Origin of the sequence: Mycobacterium sp. 4858, assembly GCF_900240975.1 — a bacterium.
Taxonomy (GTDB): domain Bacteria; phylum Actinomycetota; class Actinomycetes; order Mycobacteriales; family Mycobacteriaceae; genus Mycobacterium.
In genome coordinates this window covers 1,745,937-1,772,237 of sequence record NZ_LT968775.1, presented here as the reverse complement: position 1 = coordinate 1,772,237, position 26,301 = coordinate 1,745,937, and the positions used below count along the sequence as shown (strand labels likewise).

The following is a 26,301-nucleotide window of genomic DNA, read 5'->3' as shown; positions in this document are numbered from 1 at the left end:
GGATGGAGCTTGGTGACTGGGCACTTCCGCCTACTCGCGGCCAACTAGACATCTGGCTCGCGCAGGAGACCGGCCACTCCGGCACGGAGTGGCAGATCGGCCTCTTCGTCACCATCAACGGCAGGGTTCACCGTGATGCCCTGAAGTGGGCGATTCGACAAGCGCTGGAAGAAGCCGAACCCATCAGGGCGTCGTTCGTCGAGGCGGACGGCCAGGTCTTCCAACGGGCGGTCGACTACCCCGACGTCGAGCTCGCGTTCCATGACCTCACCGGCTCCCGCGATGCCGTCACGGAGGCCCGGCGGGTGGCGTTGTCCATCCAGCGGACGCCCATGTCGCTCACGGGCCCGCTGTTCCGGTTCGCCCTCTTCCAGACCCGCGCCGACCAATTTCACCTGTTCGCGTGCTGCCACCACATCGTCATCGACGGAACCGGTGTCGCCCTCGTCGGGCACCGCATCGCCTCCATCTACTCGGCCATCGTCTCCGCCGCGCCTATCCCTCCGGCCGTCTTCGGCTCGCTGCAGGATCTGATCGCCTGCGAGTCCGGATACGAGGCGTCCGGCGATTACCGGGACGACGAGGCCTACTGGACGCAGCACCTGCCCGCGAACGACGCCGCCCACCATCGGGCGCCGCGGTCCACGGGCGAGCGCGATCCGTGGCCGTCAGCGCCGGTCGCGTTGGACGCCGGCATCCTTCGCCGGGTCGACAAGTTCTCCCAGGTGTGGGGGGTGTCCCAGACGTCGGTGATCACGGCAGCGTGCGCGCTGGTGGTGCGGGAGTGGAGCGGAGACGGCTCGGAGGTGGTGCTCGACTTCCCCGTCAACAGGCGCGTCCGTCCGGAGTCGAAGACCCTGCCGGGCATGGTCGCCGGTGTGGTGCCGCTGGTGCTGGGCGTCTCGCCAGAGCTCACCGTCGTCGAGTTCTGCCGACACGTGGATGCACGGGTCCGGGAAGCGGTTGAGCACCAACGCTTTCCGGTGCAAGCGCTGGAACGCAAAACCCGCGGCTCGGCGGGGCCGCCCGAACGGGTGAGCGTCAATTTTCTCCCGTCCGCGTTCACCCTGCCCTTCGGCGGCGTCACAGCCTCGGCGTCGTACACCAACTCGGGGCAGGCAACTGGTTTCGGTTTGATCTTTTCCACCGACGGCGACCAGCTGTTCCTCAGTACGGCGGGCGCGTGGGAGCCGTTCGCCAGCCTCGGCGTCTCCTATCTGGCGGGCCGCCTGGAGCGGGTGTTGGTGGCGTTGACGTCGGATGCGACGCGGCGGTTGCGGTCCATCGACGTGCTCGACGAGACCGAGCGGGTGCGCCTGGACGAGTGGGGCAATCGGCCCGCCCTGGGCCCGGATGGGCCGCCGGCGGTGTCGATTCCTGAGCTGTTCGCGGCTCAGGCGGCTCGCACGCCCGAGGCTCCCGCCGTTTCGTGCGGGCAGCGGTCCTGGTCGTACCGCGAGGTGGATGAGGCATCGAACCGATTGGCGCACTGGCTCATTGGGTGCGGGGCTGACGGGTTCGCGGTTCGTGGCGTGCCCGTTCGGTGGGGCGGGGCAGCGGATGTATCGGACGGGCGATCTGGTCTGGTGGGGCCCCGACGGGCACCTGCGGTATGTCGGGCGCACCGATGAGCAGGTCAAGGTCCGCGGCTATCGCATCGAGCCGGGTGAAATCCAGACAGCGCTAACGGATTTGGCCGGGGTCGACCAGGCGGCGGTGATCGTGCGTGAGGACAACCCCGGCGACAAGCGCCTGGTCGCCTACCTGACCGGCACCGCGGAGCCCGACCTTGTGCGCACCGCCCTGGGCGAGCGGCTCCCCGCCTACATGATCCCGGTCGCCATCGTCCGCCTGCCCGCCCTGCCCCTGACCCTCAACGGCAAACTCGACACCCACGCGCTGCCCGCACCGGAATACGCCGGCCGTGGCTATCGTGCCCCCGCCACCCTCACCGAACAGGTCCTGGCCGGCATCTACGCCAAGGTTCTGGGCGTTGCCCGGGTCGGGGTCGATGACTCCTTCTTCGAGCTGGGCGGGGATTCGCTGTCGGCCATGCGCCTGGTCGCCGCGGTGAACGCCGCTCTGGACGCCAACCTTTCGGTGCGGGCGTTGTTCGAGGCGCCGACCATTAGCCTGCTGGTGCCCCGCCTGGACGAGGGAGAGGGCCGGCTTCCGCGGGTGGGTGCCGGGGCGCGGCCGGCGGTGGTGCCGCTGTCCTTTGCCCAGTCCCGGTTGTGGTTCCTCGACCAGCTGCACGGGTCGTCCCCGGTGCACAACATGGCCGTGGCCTTGCGCTTGCGCGGGCGGCTTGATGCCGACGTCCTCGGGACGGCGCTCGCCGACGTGGTGGGCCGGCATGAAAGTCTTCGCACGATCTTCGTCGCGCCCGACGGGACCCCGCAACAAGTGGTCGTCCCGGTCGGACATTTCGATTTCGGCTGGCACGTCGTCGATGCCGGCGGCTGGCCGGAAGCCCGGTTAGCGGAGGCCGTTGAGCGGGCGGCGCGCTACTCGTTCGACCTGACCGTCGAGATTCCTTTGCGAGCAACCCTTTTCCGGGTCGCGGAGGGTGAGCATGTGTTGGTGGCGGTGGCTCATCATATTGCCGCTGATGGGTGGTCGATCACGCCGTTGGTGCGTGATTTGGGGGTGGCGTATGCCAGCCGGTGTGGTGGTGAGGCGCCCGCTTGGGCGCCGCTGGCGGTGCAGTACGTGGATTACACGTTGTGGCAGCGGGCGCAGTTCGGGGATTTGGATGATCCGCGTAGTGCGATCGCGGGGCAGTTGGCGTATTGGCAGGACGCGTTGGCGGGGATGGCGGAGCGGCTGGAGTTGCCGACCGATCGGCCCTATCCGTTGGTGGCCGATTATCGGGGTGCGCGGGTGAGCGTGGAGTGGCCCGCGCAATTGCAACAGCGAGTAAGTGAGGTGGCGAGTGAGCATAATGCAACCAGTTTCATGGTGGTCCAGGCCGCGTTGGCGGTGGTTTTGGGCAAGCTGGGTGCGACTTCGGATGTGGCGGTGGGTTTTCCGATCGCCGGGCGTCGTGATCCTGCGCTTGATGAGTTGGTCGGATTTTTCGTCAACACGCTGGTCTTGCGCACCGACCTGGCTGGAAATCCGACCGTGGCTGAGCTCGTGGCACACGTGCAACAACGCAGCCTGGCCGCCTATGAACACCAAGACGTACCCTTCGAACTCCTCGTCGAGCGGCTACACCCCACCCGCAGCCTCAGCCACCACCCCCTGATCCAAGTCGTCCTCGCCTGGCAGAACCTGCCCTGGCAACACAGCGGGCCCGCCGCGGGACTGGCGCTGGGCGACGTCGAGGTCACCCCGGTGCCGGTGGACACCCATGTCGCGCGAATGGATTTGGTGTTTTCGTTGGCTGAGCGTTGGGGTGAGGATGGTCGGCCCGCCGGGATTGGTGGGGCGGTGGAGTTTCGTACCGATGTGTTCAACACCGCTCGGGTGGAGGCGGTGGTCGAGCAGGTGTATCGGGTGTTGGTGGCCATGGTGGCCGATCCGGGGCGGCGGTTGTCGTCGATCGATGTGCTGGAGGAGTCCGAGCGTGCGCGGCTCGACGAGTTGGGCAATCGGGGGGCGCTGAGCGCTCCGGTGTCGACGGGGTTCTCGATTCCGGGGTTGTTCGGCGCGCAGGTGGGGCGTGCGCCGGAGGCGGTGGCGATCACCGAGGGGGAGTGGTCGTGGACGTATCGGGAGGTTGATGAGTGGTCGACTCGGTTGGGGCGCTTGCTTGTTGAGTATGGTGCCGGGCCGGGGGAGTGTGTGGCGGTGTTGGCCGAGCGGTCGGCTCAGGCCGTGGTGGCGATCCTGGCGGTGCTCAAGAGCGGGGCGGCCTACCTGCCCATCGACCCGGCCCTGCCGGCGGCACGCATCGAATTCATGCTCACCGACGCCGCGCCGATCGCCGCGATCGTCACCCCCGAGTTGCGGGCCCGGCTCGAGGGGTTCGACCTCGCCGTCGTCGATATCGACGACCCCGCCGCCGAGGCGCAGCCCGGCGACGGGCTCCCGGCGCCGTCGCCGGAGGACATCGCCTACGTCATCTACACCTCCGGCACCACCGGGGTCCCCAAGGGTGTCGCCGTGCCGCACCGCAACGTCACCCAGCTGCTGGAGTCGGTGAACCGTGAACTGGCGCTGGGTCGGGTGTGGTCGCAATGCCACTCGCTGGCCTTCGACTTCTCGGTCTGGGAGATCTTCGGGTCGCTGCTGCGCGGCGTCCGGCTGGTCATCGTGCCCGACGCGGTGGTCCGCTCGCCAGAAGAGCTGCACGCCACGCTGATTCGCGAACAGGTCAGCGTGCTCAGCCAGACACCGTCGGCGTTCTACGCGCTCTCGCCCGCGCTGGGCGGACAGCTGAAGCTGCGGACCGTGGTGTTCGGTGGCGAGGCGCTGGAACCGCAGCGGCTCGGCGGATGGCTGCACCATCGGCCGGGGGTGCCGCGGCTGATCAACATGTATGGCATCACGGAGACCACGGTGCACGCCTCGTTCCGGAAGATCGGCGACGGCGACGTCGCCACCGGCGTCAGCCCCATCGGTGTGCCGCTGGCGCACCTGGGCTTCTTCGTGCTGGACGGCTGGCTCAACCCGGTGCCCGGCGGCGTGATGGGCGAGTTGTACGTGGCCGGTCAAGGCGTGGCGTACGGGTATGTGGGCCGGGCCGGACTGACCGCGTCGCGGTTCGTGGCGTGCCCGTTCGGAGAGCCCGGACAACGGATGTATCGCACCGGGGACTTGGTGCGCTGGGGCGCCGACGGGCAGCTGCAGTACCTGGGTAGGGCCGACGAGCAGGTCAAGATCCGCGGCTACCGCATCGAGCTCGGCGAAATCCGCACGGCGCTAACCGGTTTGGATGGCGTCGAGCAGGCGGCCGTGGTCGCTCGCGAGGACCGTCCCGGCGACAAGCGAATCATCGCCTACCTCACCGGCACCGCCGACCCGGCCGAGATCCGCACCCGGCTCGCCGACCTGCTCCCCAGCTACATGCTCCCCGCCGCGGTCGTCGCACTCGACGAACTGCCCCTGACCATCAACGGCAAACTCGACATCCGCGCCCTGCCCGCACCCGACTACCAGGAAAGCGGCGAATACCGGCCCCCGGCCACACCGGTGGAGGAAATCCTCGCCGGCATCTACGCCCGCGTCCTGGGGCTGCAGCGCGTCGGGGTCGAGGAGTCCTTCTTCGACCTCGGCGGGGATTCGTTGTCGGCCATGCGTTTGGTCGCGGCGGTCACCCCCCGCCTGGGCGCCCCCCTGCAAGTGCGAACGCTGTTCGAGGCGCCCACGATCCGGGAGTTGGCTCAGCGGCTCGGGGCGGGCGAGGGCCGGCCCGCCCGGATCGTGGCCGGTGCGCGGCCGGCGGTGGTGCCGTTGTCGTTCGCCCAATCCCGCCTGTGGTTCACCGATCAGTTGCAGGGACCGTCGCCGGTGTACAACCTGGCCGCGGCGATACAGCTGGACGGGGCCCTGGACGTCGAGGCGCTCGGGGCGGCGCTGGGTGACGTCGTGACCCGGCACGAAAGCCTGCGCACGGTGTTCGCCGCACCGCAGGGAACACCCCGGCAGGTGGTCGTCCCCGCCGAGCGCGCCGACTTCGGCTGGCGGGTGGTGGACGCCGCCGAGTGGTCGGCGGGCCGCCTCGACGAGGCCATCGAGACCGCTGCCCGCCACACCTTCGATCTGGCCGCCGAAATTCCCATGCGCGCCTGGCTTTTCCGAGTCGCACCGGATCGGCACGTCTTGGTGGCGGTCGTCCACCACATCGCCGCCGACGGATCGTCGCTGACCCCGCTGGTGCGCGATCTCGGGGTGGCCTATTCCAGCCGGTGCGCGGGCGAGGCGCCCGCGTGGGCGCCGCTGAGCGTGCAGTATGTCGATTACACGCTGTGGCAGCAGGCCAGCCTGGGTGCACTGGACGACCCTGGCAGCCCGATCGCCGGGCAGCTGCGCTACTGGCAAGAGGCCCTGGCCGAACTGCCCGAGCGCCTCGCGCTGCCCACCGACCGGCCCTACCCGCCGGTGGCCGACCATCGCGGCGCCCGCGTGGCCGTGAAGTGGCCGCCGGAGCTGCAGCAGCGCGTGCGCGAGGTCGCTCGCGAGCACAACGCGACCAGCTTCATGGTGCTGCAGGCTGCCCTGGCGGTGCTGCTGGCGAAAGTCGGCGCGACCTCCGATGTGGCGGTGGGCTTTCCGATCGCCGGGCGGCGAGACCAGGCGCTGGAAGAACTGGTGGGCTTTTTCGTCAACACCTTGGTGCTCCGCGTCGACCTGGCCGGAAACCCCACTCTCGCGGAGGTGTTGGCGCAGGTGCGGCAGCGCAGCCTCGCGGCGTACGAACACCAGGACGTGCCGTTCGAGGCGCTCGTGGAACGGCTCAACCCTACCCGCAGCCTCACCCACCATCCGCTGGTCCAGGTCATGTTGACCTGGCAGAACGACGGGCCCGCCGAACTGGTCCTGGGCGATCTCCGTGCGACTTCGCTGCCGCTCGACATGCACACGGCGCGCATGGATCTGGTGTTTTCGTTGGCCGAGCGCTGGACCGACGACGGACAACCCGCCGGCATCGGCGGGGCGGTGGAGTTCCGCACCGATGTGTTCGACGCCGGCTCCGTCGCGACCCTGATCGACCGGTTACAGCGCGTGTTGGTCTCGTTGACGACCGACGCAACCCGGTCCCTCTCGGACGTCGATGTCCTCGACGAGGCCGAACATGCCCGGCTGCGTGCCCTCGGCAACGACGAGGTGCTGACCGAGGTGTGGGGGCCGGCGTCGATTCCGGTGTTGTTCGCCGGGCAGGTGGCGCGCCGGCCTGAGGCGGCGGCGGTGACGTTTGAGGGTCGTTCGGTGACGTATCGGGAGTTGGATGAGGCGTCGAACCGGTTGGCGCACTTGTTGATTGGTCGGGGTGCAGGCCCGGGTGAGGCGGTGGCCCTGCTCTTCGGCCGTTCGGCCGAGGCGATTGTGGCGATCTTGGGTGTGCTGAAGTCGGGGGCGGCGTATTTGCCGATCGATCCGGCGTTGCCGGGGGCGCGCATCGAGTTCATGCTCACCGACACCGCACCGGTGGCGGCGGTGACGACCGCCGAGTTGGCGGAGCGGCTGGATGGTTGTGGGGTGGCGATCGTCGATGTGCGCGATCCGGCATTGGCTCACCAGCCGGTCACAGCGCCCCCGGGGCCGGATCCCGAGGATGTGGCGCACATCATCTACACGTCGGGGACGACGGGGGTGCCGAAGGGTGTGGCGGTCAGCCATGCCAATGTGACGCGGTTGTTCGAGGCGCCGGCGGTGGGTGTGGCGTTGGCGCCGGGGCAGGTGTGGACCCAGTTTCATTCGTATGCCTTCGATTACTCGGTGTGGGAGATCTGGGGTGCGCTGCTGCATGGTGGGCGGCTGGTGGTGGTGTCTGAGGCGGTGGCCCGCTCGCCCAAGGACTTCCATGCGTTGCTGGTTGCCGAGAAGGGGAGTGTGCTCAGTCAGACTCCGGCGGCGGTGCGGATGCTCTCGCCGCAGGGTTTGGAGGGCACCGCGTTGGTGATCGGCGGCGAGCCGGTGCCGGCCGAGGTGGTGGATCGCTGGGCGTCGGGGCGGGCGATGATGAATGTTTACGGGCCGACGGAGAGTGCGATCTTTGCCTCGATGAGCCGGCCGTTGGCGGTGAAGTCGGGGGCGCCGCCGATTGGGTCGGCGGTGCCGGGGGCGGCGTTGTTTGTGTTGGACGGGTGGTTGCGTCCGGTGCCGGTCGGGGTGGTCGGGGAGTTGTATGTGGCCGGTCGCGGGGTGGGGCTGGGGTATGTGCGCCGGGCCGGGCTGAGTGCGTCGCGGTTTGTGGCGTGCCCGTTCGGCGCGCCGGGGCAGCGGATGTACCGGACCGGGGATTTGGTGTGCTGGGGCCCGGATGGGCAGCTGCGCTATGTGGGGCGTGCTGATGAGCAGGTCAAGATCCGTGGTTATCGCATCGAGGTCGGCGAAATCCGTTCGGCGCTGGCCGCTCTGGACGGGGTTGAGGATGCGGTGGTGGTGGTGCGGGAGGACCGCCCCGGTGACAAGCGCCTGGTCGGCTACCTGACCGGTACCGCTGAGCCCGCCGCGCTGCGCGCCGCGCTGGCCGAGCGGCTGCCCGGCTACATGGTCCCGGCCGCCCTCGTCACCCTCGACACCCTGCCCGTCACCCTCAACGGCAAACTCGACACCCGCGCCCTGCCCGAACCCGAATACACGGAGACCGATCACTACCGCCCCCCGGCCAGCGCGGTCGAGGAAATCCTGGCCGGCATCTACGCCCAAGTCCTGGGCCTCGAGCGGGTCGGGGTCGACCAATCCTTCTTCGAGCTCGGCGGCGACTCGCTTTCTGCGATGCGGGCGATCGCGGCCATCAATAGTGGCTTTGACAGCGCTCTTTCGGTGCGAGCGCTGTTCGAGGCGCCCACGGTGGCGCAGCTGGCCCCCCGCATGGGGCTGGGTGGCGGCGCCCTCGCGCCGCTGGTGGCCGGCAAACGGCCGGCGACGTTGCCGTTGTCATTCGCCCAGAGCCGGTTGTGGTTCCTCGACCAGCTGAACGGGCCGTCGCCCGTCTACAACATGGCGGCCGCGCTGCGGCTGGCCGGGCCGCTGGATACCGACGCACTGCGCGCCGCGTTGAACGACGTGGTAGGCCGCCACGAAAGTCTGCGCACCATCTTCGTCGCGCCCCAGGGAACCCCCCGACAGATCGTGCTGTCGGCAGAACAGGCGCGCGTCAGATGCGACGTCGTCGAGGCCGACGGCTGGCCGGCGAGCCGGCTGGAGGGCGCCATCGATGCCGCGGCGCACCACTCGTTCGACCTGTCGACAGAGATCCCGTTGCGCGCGAAGGTGTTTCGGGTGGGCGAGGGTGAGCATGTGTTGGTGGCGGTGGCTCATCATATTGCCGCTGATGGGTGGTCGATCACGCCGTTGGTGCGTGATTTGGGGGTGGCGTATGCCAGCCGGTGTGGTGGTGAGGCGCCCGCTTGGGCGCCGCTGGCGGTGCAGTACGTGGATTACACGTTGTGGCAGCGGGCGCGGTTCGGGGATTTGGATGATCCGCGTAGTGCGATCGCGGGGCAGTTGGCGTATTGGCAGGACGCGTTGGCGGGGATGGCGGAGCGGCTGGAGTTGCCGACCGATCGGTCCTATCCCTTGGTGGCCGATTATCGGGGTGCGCGGGTGAGCGTGGAGTGGCCCGCGCAACTGCAGCAGCGGGTGCGGGAGCTGGCCGGTGGGCACGGAGCCACCAGTTTCATGGTGGTCCAGGCCGCGTTGGCGGTGGTTTTGGGCAAGCTGGGTGCGACTTCGGATGTGGCGGTGGGTTTTCCGATCGCCGGGCGTCGTGATCCTGCGCTTGATGAGTTGGTCGGATTTTTCGTCAACACGCTGGTCTTGCGCACCGACCTGTCGGGCAACCCGACGGTGGCTGAGCTCGTGGCACAGGTGCAACAACGCAGCCTGGCCGCCTATGAACACCAGGACGTACCCTTCGAACTCCTCGTCGAGCGCCTGCGCCCCACCCGCAGCCTCAGCCACCACCCCCTGATCCAGGTCGTCCTCGCCTGGCAGAATGTCGACGTCGCCGATCTCACCTTGGGCGATCTTCACGTCACGCCGCTGCCCACCGATACCCGCAGCGCGCGCATGGATTTGGTGTTTTCGTTGGCTGAGCGTTGGGGTGAGGATGGTCGGCCCGCCGGGATTGGTGGGGCGGTGGAGTTTCGTACCGATGTGTTCAACACCGCTCGGGTGGAGGCGGTGGTCGCGCAGGTGTATCGGGTGTTGGTGGCCATGGTGGCCGATCCGGGGCGGCGGTTGTCGTCGATCGATGTGCTGGAGGAGTCCGAGCGTGCGCGGCTCGACGAGTTGGGCAATCGGGGGGCGCTGAGCGCTCCGGTGTCGACGGGGTTCTCGATTCCGGGGTTGTTCGGCGCGCAGGTGGGGCGTGCGCCGGAGGCGGTGGCGATCACCGAGGGGGAGCGGTCGTGGACGTATCGGGAGGTTGATGAGTGGTCGACTCGGTTGGGGCGCTTGCTTGTTGAGTATGGTGCCGGGCCGGGGGAGTGTGTGGCGGTGTTGGCCGAGCGGTCGGCTCAGGCCGTGGTGGCGATCCTGGCGGTGCTCAAGGCCGGGGCGGCCTACCTGCCCATCGACCCGGCCCTGCCGGCGGCACGCATCGAATTCATGCTCACCGACGCCATACCGGTCGCCGCCGTCACCACCGCGGGCGTGCGGTCACGGCTGGACGATTCCGACGTCGCCGTCATCGACTTCGACGACCCCGAACTGGCAACCCAACGCAGCTGCGCACCGCCGCCGCCGGACCCCGGCGACATCGCCTACGTCATCTACACCTCCGGCACCACCGGGGTCCCCAAGGGCGTGGCCGTCACCCACCACAACGTCACCCAGCTGCTGCAGTCGGCCGAGGAAGAACTGGCGCTGGGTCGGGTGTGGTCGCAATGCCACTCGCTGGCCTTCGACTTCTCGGTCTGGGAGATCTTCGGGTCGCTGCTGCGCGGCGCCCGGCTGGTCATCGTGCCCGACGCGGTGGTCCGCTCGCCAGAAGAGCTGCACGCCACGCTGATTCGCGAACAGGTCAGCGTACTCAGCCACACCCCTTCGGCGGTCGCGGCTTTGTCCCCGCACGGTCTGGAATCAGTCACGACGCTGGTGATGGGCGGGGAGCCCTGCCCGCACGAGGTGGTCGACCGGTGGGCGCCCGGGCGGGTGATGGTCAACCAGTACGGTCCGACCGAGACCACGATGTATGCGGCCATGACCCCGCCGCTGACCGCGGAAACCGGAGCGCCGCCGATCGGCTCGCCGGTACCCGGTGCGGCGTTGTTCGTGCTGGACGCCTGGTTGCGGCCTGCCCCCGTCGGTGTGGTCGGTGAGTTGTACGTGGCGGGCCAGGGTGTCGCCTGCGGGTACCTGGGCCGGTCGGGGTTGACCTCGTCACGGTTCGTGGCCTGCCCGTTCGGGGAGCCCGGACAACGGATGTATCGCACCGGGGACCTGGCATGCTGGCGTGCCGACGGGCAGCTGCAGTACCTGGGGCGCATCGACGATCAGGTCAAGATCCGCGGCTACCGCATCGAGCTCGGCGAAATCCGCACGGCGCTCGCCGGTTTGGCGGGCGTCGGGCGGACGGCGGTGGTCGTCCGCGAGGACCGTCCCGGCGACAAGCGCCTCATCGCCTACATCACCGGCACCGCCGACCCGGCCGATATCCGCACCCGGCTTGCCGGGCGGCTGCCCACCTACATGGTCCCGGCCGCCGTCGTGGCGGTGGACGTAATCCCGTTGACGGTCAACGGCAAACTCGACATCCGCGCCCTGCCCGCACCCGACTACCAGAGCACTGAGCAGTACCGCGCCCCCGGCGACGCCGTCGAGGAGATCCTGGCCGGCATCTACGCCCAGGTGCTGGGCGTCGAGCGCGTCGGGATCGACGACTCCTTCTTCGATCTGGGCGGGGACAGCATCTTGTCCATGCAGGTCGTGGCCCGCGCGCGGGCGGCCGGTGTTCTGTTCCGCCCGCGCGACGTCTTCGTCGAACAGACGGTCGCCCGGCTGGCCCGGGTGGCCGGCGTAGCCACCGGCGACGACGCGACCGATGACGGCATCGGCCCGGTGGTCGCGACCCCGATCATGCGCTGGCTGCAGCAGATTGACGGTCCGGTCGATCAGTTCAACCAGACCATCGTGGTCCAGGCCCCCACCGGCGTCACCCACGACGACGTGGTGGTGCTGCTGCAGGCCCTGATCGACCGGCACCCCATGCTGCGGCTGTGTGTGGACGACGACGGCGCCGGCGGCTGGTCGCTGCACGCGCCCGAGCCCGGCGCGGTCGACGCGCGCAGCTGCCTGCACGTCGTCGACGCGTTGTCCGAAGAGGCGGTGCTGGCCGCGCGGTCGCGATTGGACCCGGCGGCGGGCGGGATGCTGCGCGCGGTCTGGGCGGAGCCCCCCGGGCGGGTGGCGTTGATCGTCCACCACCTGGCCGTCGACGGGGTGTCGTGGCGAATCCTGTTGGAAGACGTGAACATCGCCTGGGCCCAACAGCGCACCGGGCAACCGATCGCGTTGCCGCCCGGCGGGACGTCGTTCGCCCGCTGGTCGGCGATGCTTCAGGAGCATGCCCGGCGCCCCGAGGTCGTCGACCGGGCGGGCGCGTGGCGCGACGTGGCGGCCGCCCCGGCGCCGTTGCCGGCGGTGCGCCCGGGCGCCGACACGTACGAGACGGCCGGACAGTTGTCGGTGTCCCTCGACGCCGACACCACGCAAATGTTGCTGGGGGCAGTGCCGGCGGCGTTTCACGCCGGTGTCCAGGATATTTTGGTGGTCGCCCTCGGGTTGGCGATCAACGAATTCCTGGGCACCGGCGCGCCGCTCCGTATCGATGTCGAGGGCCACGGCCGCGACGAGGACGTCGGACCGCACGTCGACCTGTCGCGCACCGTGGGGTGGTTCACCGCCAAATACCCCGTCGCGCTCCAGCTCGGCGCACCGCACTGGCCGAAGGTCAAAGCGGGCGAGCCCGAGCTGGGCGCGCTCGTCAAGGACGCCAAGGAGCAACTGCGTGCGCAGCCGGACGGGCCGACCTACGGGCTGCTGCGCTACCTCAATCCCGAAGTGGGCCTAGAGGACCCGGACCCGGTGATCGGGTTCAACTACCTGGGACGGCTCGGGGGGACGGCCGAGCTGTCCGACGAGTTGTGGCGGCCCGATCCGGACAGCCAGTCGTTGACCGCCGCGGCGGCCGCGCTGCCGATGCCGCTGGGGCACACGCTGGAACTCAACGCCGGTGCCATGGAAACGGCGAACGGCTCTCGCCTGCAAGCCAATTGGACGTGGGCGCTCTCGGCGCTGACGCGCGAACAAGTCGGCCGACTCAGCCAACTGTGGTGTGACGCCCTGGCCGGCATCTGCGCGCACGTGCGCAACGGCGGGGGCGGCTTGACCCCGTCGGACATCGCCCCCGCCCGGCTGAGCCAGCAGCAGATCGACGAGCTGTGCCGGCAATACCCGGTCGCCGACGTGTTGCCGTTGACGCCGCTGCAGCGGGGACTGCTCTTTCATGCCGGCGCCGGGCTCGACCCCGCGGACGACGTGTACGCGGTGCAGCTCGACATCACGGTGTGCGGCCCGCTCGACTCCCAGCGCCTGCGGGAGGCGGTTGGCGGCGTGCTCAGCCGGCACCCCAACCTGATGGCCCGGTTCTGCGAAGCGTTCGAGGAGCCGGTGCAGATCATCCCCGCCGACCCGGCCGTGGCGTGGCGCTACGTCCAGCTTGACGCCGACGATGCCGACCCGGACGAGCAGGTCGCGCAGCTGTGCGCCGCCGAGCGGGCCGCGGTGTGCGACCTGGCCGCCCGCCCGGCGTTCCGGACCGCGCTGGTCCGCACCGCGAAAGACCGCCACCGGTTCGTGTTGACCGTCCACCACATCGTGATGGACGGATGGTCGCTGCCGATCGTGCTCCAGGAGATCTTCGCCGGCTATTACCGGGAGCGGTTGCCGCCGGCGGCGCCGTACCGCAGCTACCTCACCTGGCTGGCCGGCCGCGACCTGGCGGCCGCGCGAGCGGCGTGGCGCCACGTGCTCGACGGCGTCGACACCCCGACGTTGGTGCGCCCACCGGGACCGGCGGGGCGGCGCGGCGTCGCCACGTTCACCGTGCCGGCGGACACCACACGGGCGCTCAGCGGGCTGGCCCGCGCATCGCACACCACCGTCAGCACCGTCCTGCAGGCCGCCTGGGCGCAGCAGCTGGCATGGCTGACCGGTCACGACGATGTGGTCTTCGGCGCCGTGGTCTCCGGCCGCCCGACCGAGGTGCCCGGCGCCGAATCGATGGTGGGCCTGCTGATCAACACGGTCCCGGTCCGGGCGACGATCACCGCGGCGCAGACCGTCGCCGGCCTCCTCGAACAGCTCCGCCGCGCCCACAACCAGACACTCGACCACGAGCACCTGGCGCTGGCCGAAATCCACCGCGCCACCGGCCACGACCAGTTGTTCGACACCCTGTTCGTGTACGAGAACTACCCGATCGACACCGCCGCGCTGGCCGGCGCCCACGAAGTCACCGTCACCGAGTTCACCAGCCGCGAGTTCAACCACTATCCGCTCTCGGTGCAAGCCGTGCCGGGCGACGAACTGGGCCTGCGCGTCGAATTCGACACCGACGTCTTCGACGCGGCCGGCATCGAGACGCTGATCGAGCGGTTCCGCCGGGTGCTCGTCGCCATGACCGCCGACCCGGACCGCCCGCTGTCGGACATCGACAGCCCCGAGGAGCCGGAGCACACCGTCGCATGGGGCAACCGCGCGGTGCTGGCCGAGCCGGTGACCGGGCGCTCCATTCCGGAGATGTTCGCCGCGCACGTGGCCCGTGCCCCGGAGGCCGTGGCGCTGAGCTTCGAAGGCCGCTCCATGACGTACCGGGAGCTGGACGAGGCCGCCAACCGAGTGGCGCGCCTGCTCGCGGCCCACGGCGCCGCACCCGGAACCTTTGTGGCGCTGCTCTTTTCGCGATCCGCCGACGCCGTCGTCGCGATCCTGGCGGCACTCAAGGCGGGGGCCGCCTACCTGCCGATCGACCCCGGGCTGCCGGCGGCGCGGATCGGGTTCATGATCGCCGACGCCGCGCCGATCGTCGCCGTCACCACGGCCGACCTGCGCTCGCGGCTCGTCGGCTCCGGCGTGCCGATCATCGACGTGCATGACCCGCCGGCGGACACGGGCTCCGCCACGGTCTTGACCGCGCCGGCCCCCGAGGACATCGCGTACCTGATCTACACGTCCGGCACCACCGGCGTCCCCAAGGGTGTTGCGGTCACCCACCACAACGTCACCCAGCTGATGACGTCGCTGCATGCGCCCCTGCCGGCCGCGGGCGTCTGGTCGCACTGCCACTCGCTGTCCTTCGACGTCTCCGTCCAGGAGATCTTCGGCGCGCTGCTGGACGGCGGGCGCCTGGTCGTGGCGCCCGAGGCTGTGGTCCGCGCACCGGAAGAGCTGCGCGCCTTGCTGATTCGCGAACGGGTCAACATCCTCAGCCAGACCCCGTCGGAGGCCGGAACCCTGTCGACCGAGGGCCTGGATGCCGTCGCGATGGTGATCGGTGGCGAACCCTGCCCGCCCGAGCTGGTCGACCGGTGGGCACCGGGCCGGGTGATGGTCAACGCCTACGGCCCCACCGAAACCACCGTGGACGCGGCCATCAGCGCGCCGCTGACCCCGGGCGCCGGGGCGCCGATCGGGTCGCCGGTGTCCGGCGCTGCGCTGGTGGTGCTGGACAGGTGGCTGCGGCCGGTACCGGCCGGAGTGGTCGGGGAGTTGTACGTGGCCGGTCGCGGCGTCGCGTGCGGATACCTGGGCCGATCCGGCTTGACGGCATCGCGATTCGTGGCCTGCCCGTTCGGTGGGACCGGGACGCGCATGTACCGCACCGGGGACCTGGTGCGCTGGGGCGCCGACGGGCAGCTGCGGTATGTGCGGCGCGCCGACGATCAGGTCAAGATCCGCGGGCATCGCATCGAACTCGGCGAGATCCACGCCGCGCTCCTCACTTTCGAGGGCGTGCAGCAGGCGGCGGTCGTCGCCCGCGAGGGCCGGTTGGTCGGCTACGTGACCGGAACCGTCGAACCGGCCGGGATCCGCGCCGCGCTCGCCGAGCGGTTGCCGCCCTACATGGTGCCCGCCGCGGTCGTCGTAGTGGACGCAATCCCGTTGACGCTCAACGGCAAACTCGACAAGCGGGCGCTGCCGGCACCGGAATACCACGACGCCGAGTCCTACCGCGCCCCGGCGACACCGGTCGAGGAAATCCTGGCCGAGATCTACGCGCGCGTATTGGGATTGGCCCGCGTGGGGGTCGAGGAGTCGTTCTTCGACCTGGGCGGCGATTCCCTGGCGGCCATGCGCCTGGTCGCCGCCGTCAACGCGGCCCTGGACACCCACCTGTCGGTGCGTGCCGTATTCGAGGCCCCCACCGTCCGCCGATTGGCGCCGCTGGTGGGGCCCGGCGGCGATGGACCGGCGCGCGTGATGGCCGGGGTGCGGCCCGCGGTGCTGCCCCTGTCCTTCGCCCAGTCCCGGCTCTGGTTCATCGATCAGCTGCACGGGCCGTCGCCGGCATACAACATGGCCGCGGCGCTGCGGCTGCGCGGGCAGTTGGATTGCGCCGCGTTGCGCGCGGCGCTGGCCGATGTGCTGGCCCGTCACGAAAGCCTGCGCACGGTGTTCGTCGCGGCCGAAGGCACGCCCCAGCAGGTGGTGTTGCCGCCGGAGCACGCCGACGCCCGGTGGGAGGTGGTGGACGCCGCCGAATGGTCCCCGGCGCGGTTGGAGCAGGCCGTCCGGGCTGCCGCGGGACGCCCGTTTGACCTGGTTGCCGAGATCCCTTTGCGGGCAGAGCTTTTCAGGATCGCCGAGGACGAACACGTCCTGGTGGCCGTGGTGCACCACATCGCCGCCGACGGCTGGTCGCTCACCCCGCTGGTGCGCGACCTCGGCGTGGCCTATGCCAGCCGGTGCGCGGGCCGGGCCCCCGGCTGGGCGCCGTTGCCGGTGCAGTACGCCGACTACGCCCTGTGGCAGCGAAGCCGGTTCGGCGAACTCGACGACCCGGACAGCCCGATCGCCGGGCAGCTGCGCTACTGGCAGGACGCGCTGGCCGGGATGCCCGAGCGTCTCGAGTTGCCCACCGATCGGCCCTATCCGACCGTCGCCGATCAGCGCGGTGCCAGTGTGAGCGTCGAGTGGCCCGCCGACCTGCAGGACCGGGTGCGCGAGCTGGCGCGGGCGAACAACGCGACCAGTTTCATGGTGATCCAGGCCGCCCTGGCGGTGCTGCTCGCCAAACTCACCGCGAGTTCCGATGTCGCCGTGGGCTTCCCGATCGCCGGCCGTCGCGATCCCGCACTGGACGACGTCGTCGGCTTCTTCGTCAACACTTTGGTGTTGCGGGTCGAGCTGTCCGGGGACCCCAGCATCGCCGACCTTTTGGCCCAGGTGCGCCGGCGCAGCCTGGCCGCCTACGAACATCAGGACGTGCCCTTCGAGGTTCTCGTGGAGCGGATGAACCCCACCCGCAGCCTCGGGCACCATCCGCTGGTCCAGGTGATGCTGGCCTGGCAGAACACCGGGCCCGCCGAACTCGCGCTGGGCAATCTGCAGGTCACCGCGCTGCCGGTGGACACCGGCACGGCCCGCACCGACCTGTTGTTCTCGCTGGCCGAACGCTGGACCGCGGACGGCCGGTCCGCCGGGATCGGCGGTGCAGTGGAGTTCCGCACCGACGTGTTCGACCCCGCTCCCGTCACAACCCTTCTGGCGCGGCTGCGGCGGGTGCTGGAGGCCATGCCCGCCGACCCCGCCCGCCGGTTGTCGTCCGTCGACGTGCTCGACCAGGCGGAGCGCGCCCGCCTCGAGGTCATCGGCAACCACGCCGCGCTGAGCCGGCCCGGGCCGGCGGCGAGGTCGATTCCGGAAACGTTCGCCACGCAGGTGGACCGCGCGCCGGACGCGGTGGCCATCAGCTGCGGGGGCCGCGGCCTGACCTACCGCGAGGTCGACGACAAAGCGAATCGCCTGGCGCACCGGCTCGTCGAGGTCGGCGCGGGCCCGGGGGAGCGGGTGGCGCTGCTGATGCCCCGGACGGCCGAGGCGGTCGTGGCGATCCTGGCGGTGCTGAAAGCCGGGGCGGCCTACGTGCCGGTCGATCCGGGGCTGCCGGCCGCGCGGATCGGCTTCGTCCTGCACGACGCCGCACCCGTCGCCGTGATCACCACGGCCGGCCTGCGGTCGCGGCTCGACGGTTGCGACCTGCCCGTCATCGACGCCCACGACGACGACGACGTCGACGCCCGCCCCGCCGGGCCGCTGCCCGCCGCGGCGCCCGACGACATCGCCTATGTCATCTACACCTCCGGTACGACCGGGACCCCCAAGGGCGCGGCGGTCACCCACCGCAGCGTCATCGAGCTGCTGGATTCGCTGGACGCCGAGCTGGAGCTGGGCACGGTGTGGACGCTGTGCCACTCGCTGGCCTTCGACTTCTCGGTGTGGGAGATGTTCGGCGCGCTGCTGCGCGGGGGACGCCTGGTGGTGGTGCCCGACGCGGTGGTCCGTTCGCCGGAAGACCTGCACGCCTTGCTGGTTCGTGAACAGGTCAGCGTGCTGAGCCAGACACCGTCGGCCTTCTACGCGTTGCAGACCGCCGATGCGTTGGCGCCCGAGCTCGGCCGGCAGCTCAAGCTGCAGACGCTGGTGTTCGGCGGCGAAGCGCTCGAACCCCGGCGCCTGGCCACGTGGTTGGACGGCCATCCGGGACGCCCACGCATCGTCAACATGTACGGAACGACCGAGACCACGGTGCATGCCTCGTTCCGCGAGATCGTCCTCGGCGACGTCGACGGCGGCGGCAGCCCCATCGGAATTCCCCTGGCGCATCTCGCCTTCCTGGTGCTGGACAACTGGTTGCGGCCGGTGCCGGCCGGGGTGGTCGGCGAGCTGTACGTGGCCGGCCGCGCGTTGGCGTCCGGATACGTCGGCCGGCCGGCGCTGACGGCGTCGCGGTTCGTCCCGTGCCCGTCGGGCCCACCCGGGCGACGCATGTACCGCACCGGGGACCTGGTCCGCTGGGGCGCCGACGGGCAGCTGCAGTACCTGGGCCGCTCCGACGACCAGGTCAAGATCCGCGGCTATCGCATCGAGCTCGGCGAAATCCACGCGGCCCTAAGCGGTTTGGACGGGGTGCGGCAGGCCGCGGTGATCGCCCGCGAAGACCGTCCCGGAGACAGGCGGCTGGTGGGCTACGTGGCCGGGCACGCCGACCCCGCCGGCGTCCGCGCCGCGCTCGCCGAGCGGCTGCCCGCCTACATGGTGCCCGCCGCCATCGTCGTCGTGGACGCGATCCCGTTGACCGTCAACGGCAAGCTCGACACCCGGGCCCTGCCGCCGCCCGACTACCGCGATCCCGGTCGTTACCGCGCGCCGGCCACCCCCACCGAGGAGATCCTGGCCGCCATCTATGCCCAGGTCCTCGGCCTCGACCGGGTCGGTGTCGACGACTCGTTCTTCGACCTGGGCGGGGATTCGCTGGCGGCGACGCGCTTGATCGCGGCGGTCAACGCCGGCCTGGGCGCCCACCTCGGGGTGCGGTCGCTGTTCGAGGCGCCCACCATCCACCAGTTGGCGCCGCGCCTCGGCGACGACGGGGCGGGGCGCACGCCGTTGACGGCGATCGAACGGCCCGCGGTGATTCCGTTGTCCTTCGCCCAATCCCGGCTGTGGTTCCTCGACCAATTGCAGGGACCGTCGGCGGTGTACAACATGGCGGCGGCGCTGCGGCTGGACGGGCGCGTGGATGCCGACGCGTTCCATGCCGCACTGGGCGACGTGGTGGCCCGGCACGAAAGCCTGCGCACGGTCTTCATCGCGGCCGAGGGGACACCGCAGCAGGTCGTGATGACACCCGAGGAGGCCGACGTCCGGTGCGACGTGGTCGACGCCACCGCCTGGCCGCAGGACCGGTTGACCGAGGCCGTCGAGACGGTCGCCCACTACGCGTTCGACCTGGGAGCCGAAATTCCCCTGCGCGCTTGGCTTTTCCGCACTGACGCGGAAGAGCACGTGTTGGTGACGGTGCTCCACCACATCGCGGCCGACGGCCTGTCGCTCACGCCGCTGGTGCGCGATCTCGGCGTGGCCTACGCCGGCCGGTGCGCGGGCCAAGCCCCGCAATGGCGGCCGCCGGCCGTGCAATACGCCGACTTCGCGCTGTGGCAACGCGCGCATCTGGGCGACCCGGACGATCCGGAGAGCCCCATCGCCGGGCAGCTGCGGTTCTGGGAACACACGCTGGCCGGGATGCCCGAGCGGCTGGTGCTGCCCACCGATCGGCCCTACCCGCTGGTGGCCGACCACCGCGGGGCGACCGTGGGCGTGCGGTGGCCGGCCGAGCTACAGCAGCGGGTGCGCGAGGCGGCGCGGGCGCACAAGGCGACCAGTTTCATGGTCGTGCAGGCCGCGCTGGCGGTGCTGCTGTCGACGCTGAGCGGAAGCAGCGAGGTGGCCGTGGGCTTCCCGATCGCCGGGCGCCGCGACCCGTCGCTCGACGGCGTGGTGGGCTTCTTCGTCAACACCCTCGTGTTGCGCACGGATCTGGGCGGGGACCCGACGGTCGCGCAGCTTCTGGCGCAGGTGCGCGGGCGCAGCCTGGCCGCCTACGAACACCAGGACGTCCCCTTCGAGGTGCTCGTCGAGCGGCTTCGGCCCACCCGCAGCCTCAGCCACCATCCGCTGGTGCAGGTGATGCTGGCCTGGCAGAACAACGACCCGACCGAGCTGAGCCTGGGTGACCTGCACGTCACCCCGCTTCCGGTGGACACCCACACCGCCCGCATGGACCTGACGTTCTCACTGGCCGAACACTTCAGCGACACCGGTGAACCCGCCGGGATCGGCGGGCAGGTGGAGTTCCGCACCGACGTGTTCGACACCGGCACCATCGAAACGCTGGTCAAACGCCTGCACCAGGTGCTGCTGGCCGTCACCGCCGACCCCGCGCGGCCGTTGTCGTCGATCGACGTGCTCGATGACGACGAGCGCGCCCGCCTCGACGAGTGGGGCAATCGCGCGGTCTCCACCCGGACGGTGACCTGGCCGTCGATCCTGGAGGCGTTCGCCGCCCACGTCGGCCGCGCCCCGGACGCGGTGGCCGTCCGCTGCGGGGACCGCACGCTGACCTACCGCGAGCTCGACCGGGCCGCGAATCGGTTGGCGCACCTGCTCGTTGACCGCGGGGCGGGCCCGGGCGAATGCGTGGCGCTGCTCGCGGACCGCTCGGCCGAGGCCGTCGTGGCGATCCTGGCGGTGCTCAAGACCGGGGCGGCCTACCTGCCGATCGACCCGGGGCTGCCGGCGGCGCGGATCGAGTTCGTCCTCGCCGACGCCGCGCCGGTGGTCGCGCTGACGACCGCCGGTCTCCGGTCGCGGCTGGACGGCTTCGACCGCCCCGTCGTCGACGTCGAAGATCCCGCCCTGCACGCCCGGCCCGCGAGCGCGCCGTCGGCGACGCCGACGGCCGACGACGTCGCCTACATCATCTATACGTCAGGCACCACCGGTACTCCGAAAGGCGTTGCGGTCACTCACCGCAACGTCACGCAGCTGTTCACCCCACTCGACGCGCCGCTGCCGGCGGGGGGAGTGTGGGCGCAGAGCCATTCGCTGGTCTTCGACGTGTCAGTCTGGGAGATCTTCGGCGCGCTGTTGCACGGCGGGCGGGTCCTGGTGGTGCCCGACGCCACCGCCCGCTCCCCGGAGGACCTGCACGCGCTGCTGACCGCCGAAAACGTCAGCGTGCTCACCCAAACACCGTCGGAGGCCGGAATTCTGGCGCCCGAGGGTCTGGACTCGGCCGCCCTGGTGGTGGCCGGGGAGGCCTGCCCGGAAGAGGTGGTGGACCGGTGGGCGCCGGGGCGGACCATGCTCAATGTCTACGGCCCGACCGAGACCACGATGTGTGTGGCGATCAGCGCGCCGCTGGTCCCCGAGTCGGGAACACCGCCGATCGGTTCGCCGGTCCCGGGGGCGGCGCTGTTCGTGCTCGACGGGCGGCTGCGGCCGGCGCCCACCGGCGTGATCGGGGAGCTGTATGTGACGGGGGCGGGCCTGACGTACGGGTACGTGCGCCGGGCCGGTCTGACCGCGTCGCGGTTCGTGGCGTGCCCGTTCGGGGTGCCCGGGCAGCGCATGTATCGCACCGGGGACCTGGTGCGCTGGGGTGCCGACGGCCAGCTGCAGTACCTGGGCAGGGTCGACGAGCAGGTGAAAATCCGCGGGCACCGCGTCGAGCTCGGTGAGGTCCGCGCCGCGCTGGCCGCCTTGGCCGGCGTCGAGCAGGCCGCGGTGATCGCCCGCGAGGACCGTCCCGGCGACAGGCGGCTGGTCGGCTACATCACCGGGACCGCCGACCCGGCCGCGCTGCGCGCGGCGCTGGCCGACCGGCTGCCCGCCTACATGGTCCCGGCAGCGGTGCTGGCGGTGGACGCGCTGCCGTTGACGGTCAACGGCAAACTCGACACCCGGGCGTTGCCCGCGCCGGAATACACCGACCGGGACCGCTACCGCCCGCCGGCCACGCCGGTCGAGGAGACCCTGGCCGACATCTACGCCCAGGTCCTGGGCGTGCAGCGGGTTGGCGTCGAAGACTCGTTCTTCGACCTCGGCGGCGATTCACTGTCGGCCATGCGCCTGGTCGCGGCGATCCACACCACCTTGGGCATCCATCTGCCCGTGCGCGCCGTGTTCGACGCGCCGTCGGTGCGGAACCTGAGTCAGCAATTCGACTCGTACGCACAAGATTTCGCGGCCGCACCCAAGATCGGTCCCAGCTTCGCCTCGGTGCACGGTCGCGACGCCACCGAGGTGTACGCGAGCGATCTGATGTTGGAGAAGTTCATCGACGCCGGGACGCTGGGCGGCGCGCCGTCGTTGCCCGGCCCGAGCGCTCAGGTGCGGACGGTCCTGTTGACCGGTGCGACGGGCTTTTTGGGCCGTTACCTGGCCCTGCAGTGGCTCGAGCAGTTGGAGCTGGTGGATGGCAAGCTGGTCTGCCTGGTGCGGGCCGGTTCGGATGAGGAGGCGCGTCAGCGGCTGGAGAAGACCTTCGACAGCGGTGACCCGAAGTTGCTGCGGTATTTCCAGGAGTTGGCCGCCGATCACCTGGAGGTCATCGCGGGCGACAAGGGTGCGGCGAACCTGGGCCTGGATGAGCCGACGTGGCAACGGTTGGCCGACAGCGTCGACCTGATCGTGGACTCGGCGGCGCTGGTCAATGGTGTGCTGCCCTACAGCGAGCTGTTCGGGCCCAACGTCGCGGGTACCGCCGAGCTGATCCGGCTGGCGCTGACGACCAAACTCAAGCCCTATACGTATGTTTCGACCGCCAATGTGGGGGATGGGGTGGAGCCGGCCGCCTTCACCGAGGACGCCGACATCCGGGTCATCAGCCCCGCCCGAACGATCGACGGCAGCTACGCCAATGGCTACGGCACCAGCAAGTGGGCCGGCGAGGTGTTGCTGCGCGAGGCCCACGATCTGTGCGGGCTGCCGGTCTCGGTGTTCCGCTGCGACCTGCTTCTGGCCGATGTCACCTACGCGGGACAGCTCAACCTGTCGGACATGTTCACCCGGATGGTGTTGAGCATCGCGGCGACCGGTGTCGCGCCGCGGTCGTTCTATCGACTGGATGCCGAGGGCAACCGGCAGCGGGCGCACTTCGATGCGCTGCCGGTGGGGTTCGTCGCCGAGGCCATCACCGCCTTGGGCGCGCAGGTGATGGAGGGGTTCGAGACCTATCACGTGATGAACCCGCACGACGACGGGATCGGCATCGACGAGTACGTCGACTGGCTGGTCGAGGCCGGCTATCCGATCGAGCGGATCGACGACTTCGGCGAGTGGCTGCAGCGGTTCGAGGCCGCCCTGCGCGAACTGCCGGAGCGCCAGCGCCAACACTCGGTGCTCCCGCTGTTGCCGTCGCCCGGAACGCAGCAGGTCGAGCCTGGCGAGCCGGGCCGCGGGTCGCTCGCCCCGACCGACCGGTTCCGCGCCGCGGTGCGCGAAGCCAAGATCGGCCCCGACAGCGACGATCCGGACATCCCGCGTGTGTCGGCGCCCGTGATCGTCAAGTACGTCACCGACCTGCAGCTGCTCGGCCTGCTCTAACGTACGTGCGAAACTGCATGTCATGACACCAGCGCGCGTGCCCCCATTGCCGCTCGAGGAAGCAAAGGCCGCCGCCGACGAGGCGGCCGTGCCCAACTACATGGCAGAACTGAACATCTTCCAGGTGCTGCTCAACCACCCGCAGCTGGCGCGCGCCATCAACGATCTGCTTGCCACCATGCTCTGGCACGGTGCACTCGACCCGCGGTTGCGCGAATTGGTGATCATGCGGATCGGTTGGCTCACCGCGTGCGACTACGAATGGACCCAACACTGGCGGGTTGCCTCGAGGCTGGGGGTCGCACCCGAGGACCTGCTCGCCGTGCGCGACTGGCAGGCACACGACGGATTCGGCGCAGTCGAGCGTGCCGTGCTGGCCGCCACCGACGACGTGGTGCGCTACGGCGCGGTCAGCGACGCGAGCTGGGCGAGCTGCCAGCGTGAGTTAAACGGTGACACAACGGTTCTCATCGAACTCGTCACCGCGATCGGCGCCTGGCGTATGGTCGCATCGATCTTGCGGAGCCTTGCCGTCCCATTGGAGGAAGGCGTCGCGAGTTGGCCGCCGGACGGCCAAGGGCCGTAGCACCGGCCGATCCGGTAGGTGCGAACGGCGAAAGTGTGCCTCCGCCCGGGCCTGGTACCGCCTTTCGGGCAGCGACGACGACCCCATCACCACTAAAATCGCCGCCGAGGGCCTGTGGGCGTACGCGAAGGAAGGTAACGAGATACCGTGTTCGGCTCGTCTCTTCAGGACGTGCTGGGTGAACGTGCCAGCATGCAGCCTGATGACATCGCGTTCACCTTCGTCGACTACGAACACGATTGGGACGGCATTGTCAAGAGTCTCACCTGGTCTCAGACATACCGGCGCTCGTTAGACATCGCGCACGAACTCAGGTGCCGCGCGTCCAGCGGTGACCGGGTACTGATCTTGGCACCGCAGGGACTCGACTACGTCACCGCATTCCTGGGGACGCTGCAGGCTGGGCTTATCGCTGTTCCACTCTCGGCTCCTGTTGGCGGCGCTCACGACGACCGTGTTGATTCCGTGCTTCACGACACATCGCCGTCGGTGATTCTCACCACATCCTCGGTCGTCGGCGATGCCGCGAAGTATGCACAGCCGCACAACGGTGGGTCCGGTCCAGCACTCATCGAGGTTGACTCGCTGGATGCCAAGCCACCCGGGGCCGTCTCGTCCCGGAGCCGTAGTCGTTCTGAGATTGCCTATCTGCAATACACATCCGGGTCCACTCGTCGACCCGCCGGGGTGATGATTTCGCACCGCAATTTGCTGGCGAACTTCCATCAAATCGCCTCGGACTATTTCCTGGAGTATGGGCAGCTGGCCCCGCCTGGCACCACCACCGTGTCTTGGCTGCCCTTCTACCATGACTTAGGTTTGATTCTAGGAATTTGCGCACCGATCCTGGCCGGAGTCCGCAGTGTGTTCACGACGCCGGTCGCGTTTCTGCAACGGCCAGCTCGATGGATGCAGTTGCTGGCCAGCCACAGTCGGGTTTTTTCGGCGGCGCCGAACTTCGCCTTCGAGCTGGCGGCGCGCAGGACCACCGACGAGGACATGGCCGGGCTGGATCTCGGCGACGTGATGATCATCCAGAGCGGGGCCGAGCGGGTGCAGCCCGCGACGATACGGCGTTTCACTGAGCGGTTCGCCAATTTCAACTTGCGAGACACGGTGGTGCGACCTTCCTACGGGCTCGCAGAGGCGACCGTTTACGTGGCGACCCGCGCTCCGGCTCAACCGCCACGAGTCGACCACTTCCGCGCTGAAGAACTCTCCGCCGGCCATGCGAGGCGGTGCGAAAGTGGAAGTGGGACACCGCTGGTCAGTTACGGCGTGCCGCGTTCGCAGACGATCCGTATCGTGGACCCGGCGACCAGTGTCGAGTGTCCCCCGGGAACCGTCGGCGAGATCTGGGTGCACGGCGAGAACGTCTCAACGGGTTATTGGCAGCGACCTGAAGAAACGGAAAGCACCTTCGGGGCAAAGCTTTCCGCGCCGTCCGCCGGCACACCGCAAGAGCCGTGGCTGAGAACCGGCGACTCGGGGTTCTTCTTCGACAACGAGTTGTACATCATCGGTCGCATGAAGGATCTGTTGATCGTGTATGGACGCAACCACTCTCCAGATGACATCGAGGCGACCATACAGAAGGTCACGCCGGGAAGGTGTGCGGCGATTGCAGTTCCGGATGTGGGAACCGAAAAGCTGGTGGTCATCCTCGAGATCAAGAAACCTGGCGATGCCGAGGAGGATCCTGTGAGCAAATGGCTCACGGTGAAGGGTGAAGTCACCTCGGCGATCTCAAACGCCCATGGCTTGGCGGTATCGGACCTGGTTGTGGTAGCGCCCGGCTCGATTCCCATCACCACTAGCGGCAAGATCAGGCGAGGGACGTGCGTAGAGCTGTACCGGCAGAATCAATTCGCCCGCCTGGACGCGTAGGTCGTGACGACCGAAACCGGTAGAAGCACAACAGCGGCGTG

At 69.7% G+C, this 26,301-nt stretch carries 4 protein-coding genes; all 4 read left to right on the top strand.

Annotated features, from left to right (window positions below):
- The first annotated feature begins 2 nt into the window (after positions 1–2).
- The 4 genes from C1737_RS27105 to C1737_RS07935 all read left to right on the top strand — a co-directional run bounded on the left by C1737_RS27105 (position 3) and on the right by C1737_RS07935 (position 26,260).
- Positions 3–1,631 (top strand): condensation domain-containing protein, encoded by a 1,629-nt coding sequence (locus C1737_RS27105; RefSeq protein ID WP_233214686.1) that lies wholly within the window; start codon positions 3–5, stop codon positions 1,629–1,631.
- A complete protein-coding gene (locus C1737_RS07945) occupies positions 1,561–23,787 on the top strand; it encodes a non-ribosomal peptide synthase/polyketide synthase (protein ID WP_233214684.1) in 22,227 nt (7,408 codons plus the stop codon). The genes C1737_RS27105 and C1737_RS07945 overlap by 71 nt, the downstream gene beginning before the upstream one ends.
- Before the next feature lie 22 nt (positions 23,788–23,809).
- Positions 23,810–24,373, top strand: a complete 564-nt coding sequence (locus C1737_RS07940) for a carboxymuconolactone decarboxylase family protein (RefSeq protein ID WP_102417671.1) — start codon at positions 23,810–23,812, stop codon at positions 24,371–24,373.
- 147 nt (positions 24,374–24,520) lie between these two features.
- The gene (locus C1737_RS07935; protein WP_102417670.1) at positions 24,521–26,260 is read left to right on the top strand and encodes an AMP-binding protein; all 1,740 of its coding nucleotides are present in this window, start codon (positions 24,521–24,523) and stop codon (positions 26,258–26,260) included.
- The last annotated feature ends 41 nt before the right edge of the window (positions 26,261–26,301 follow it).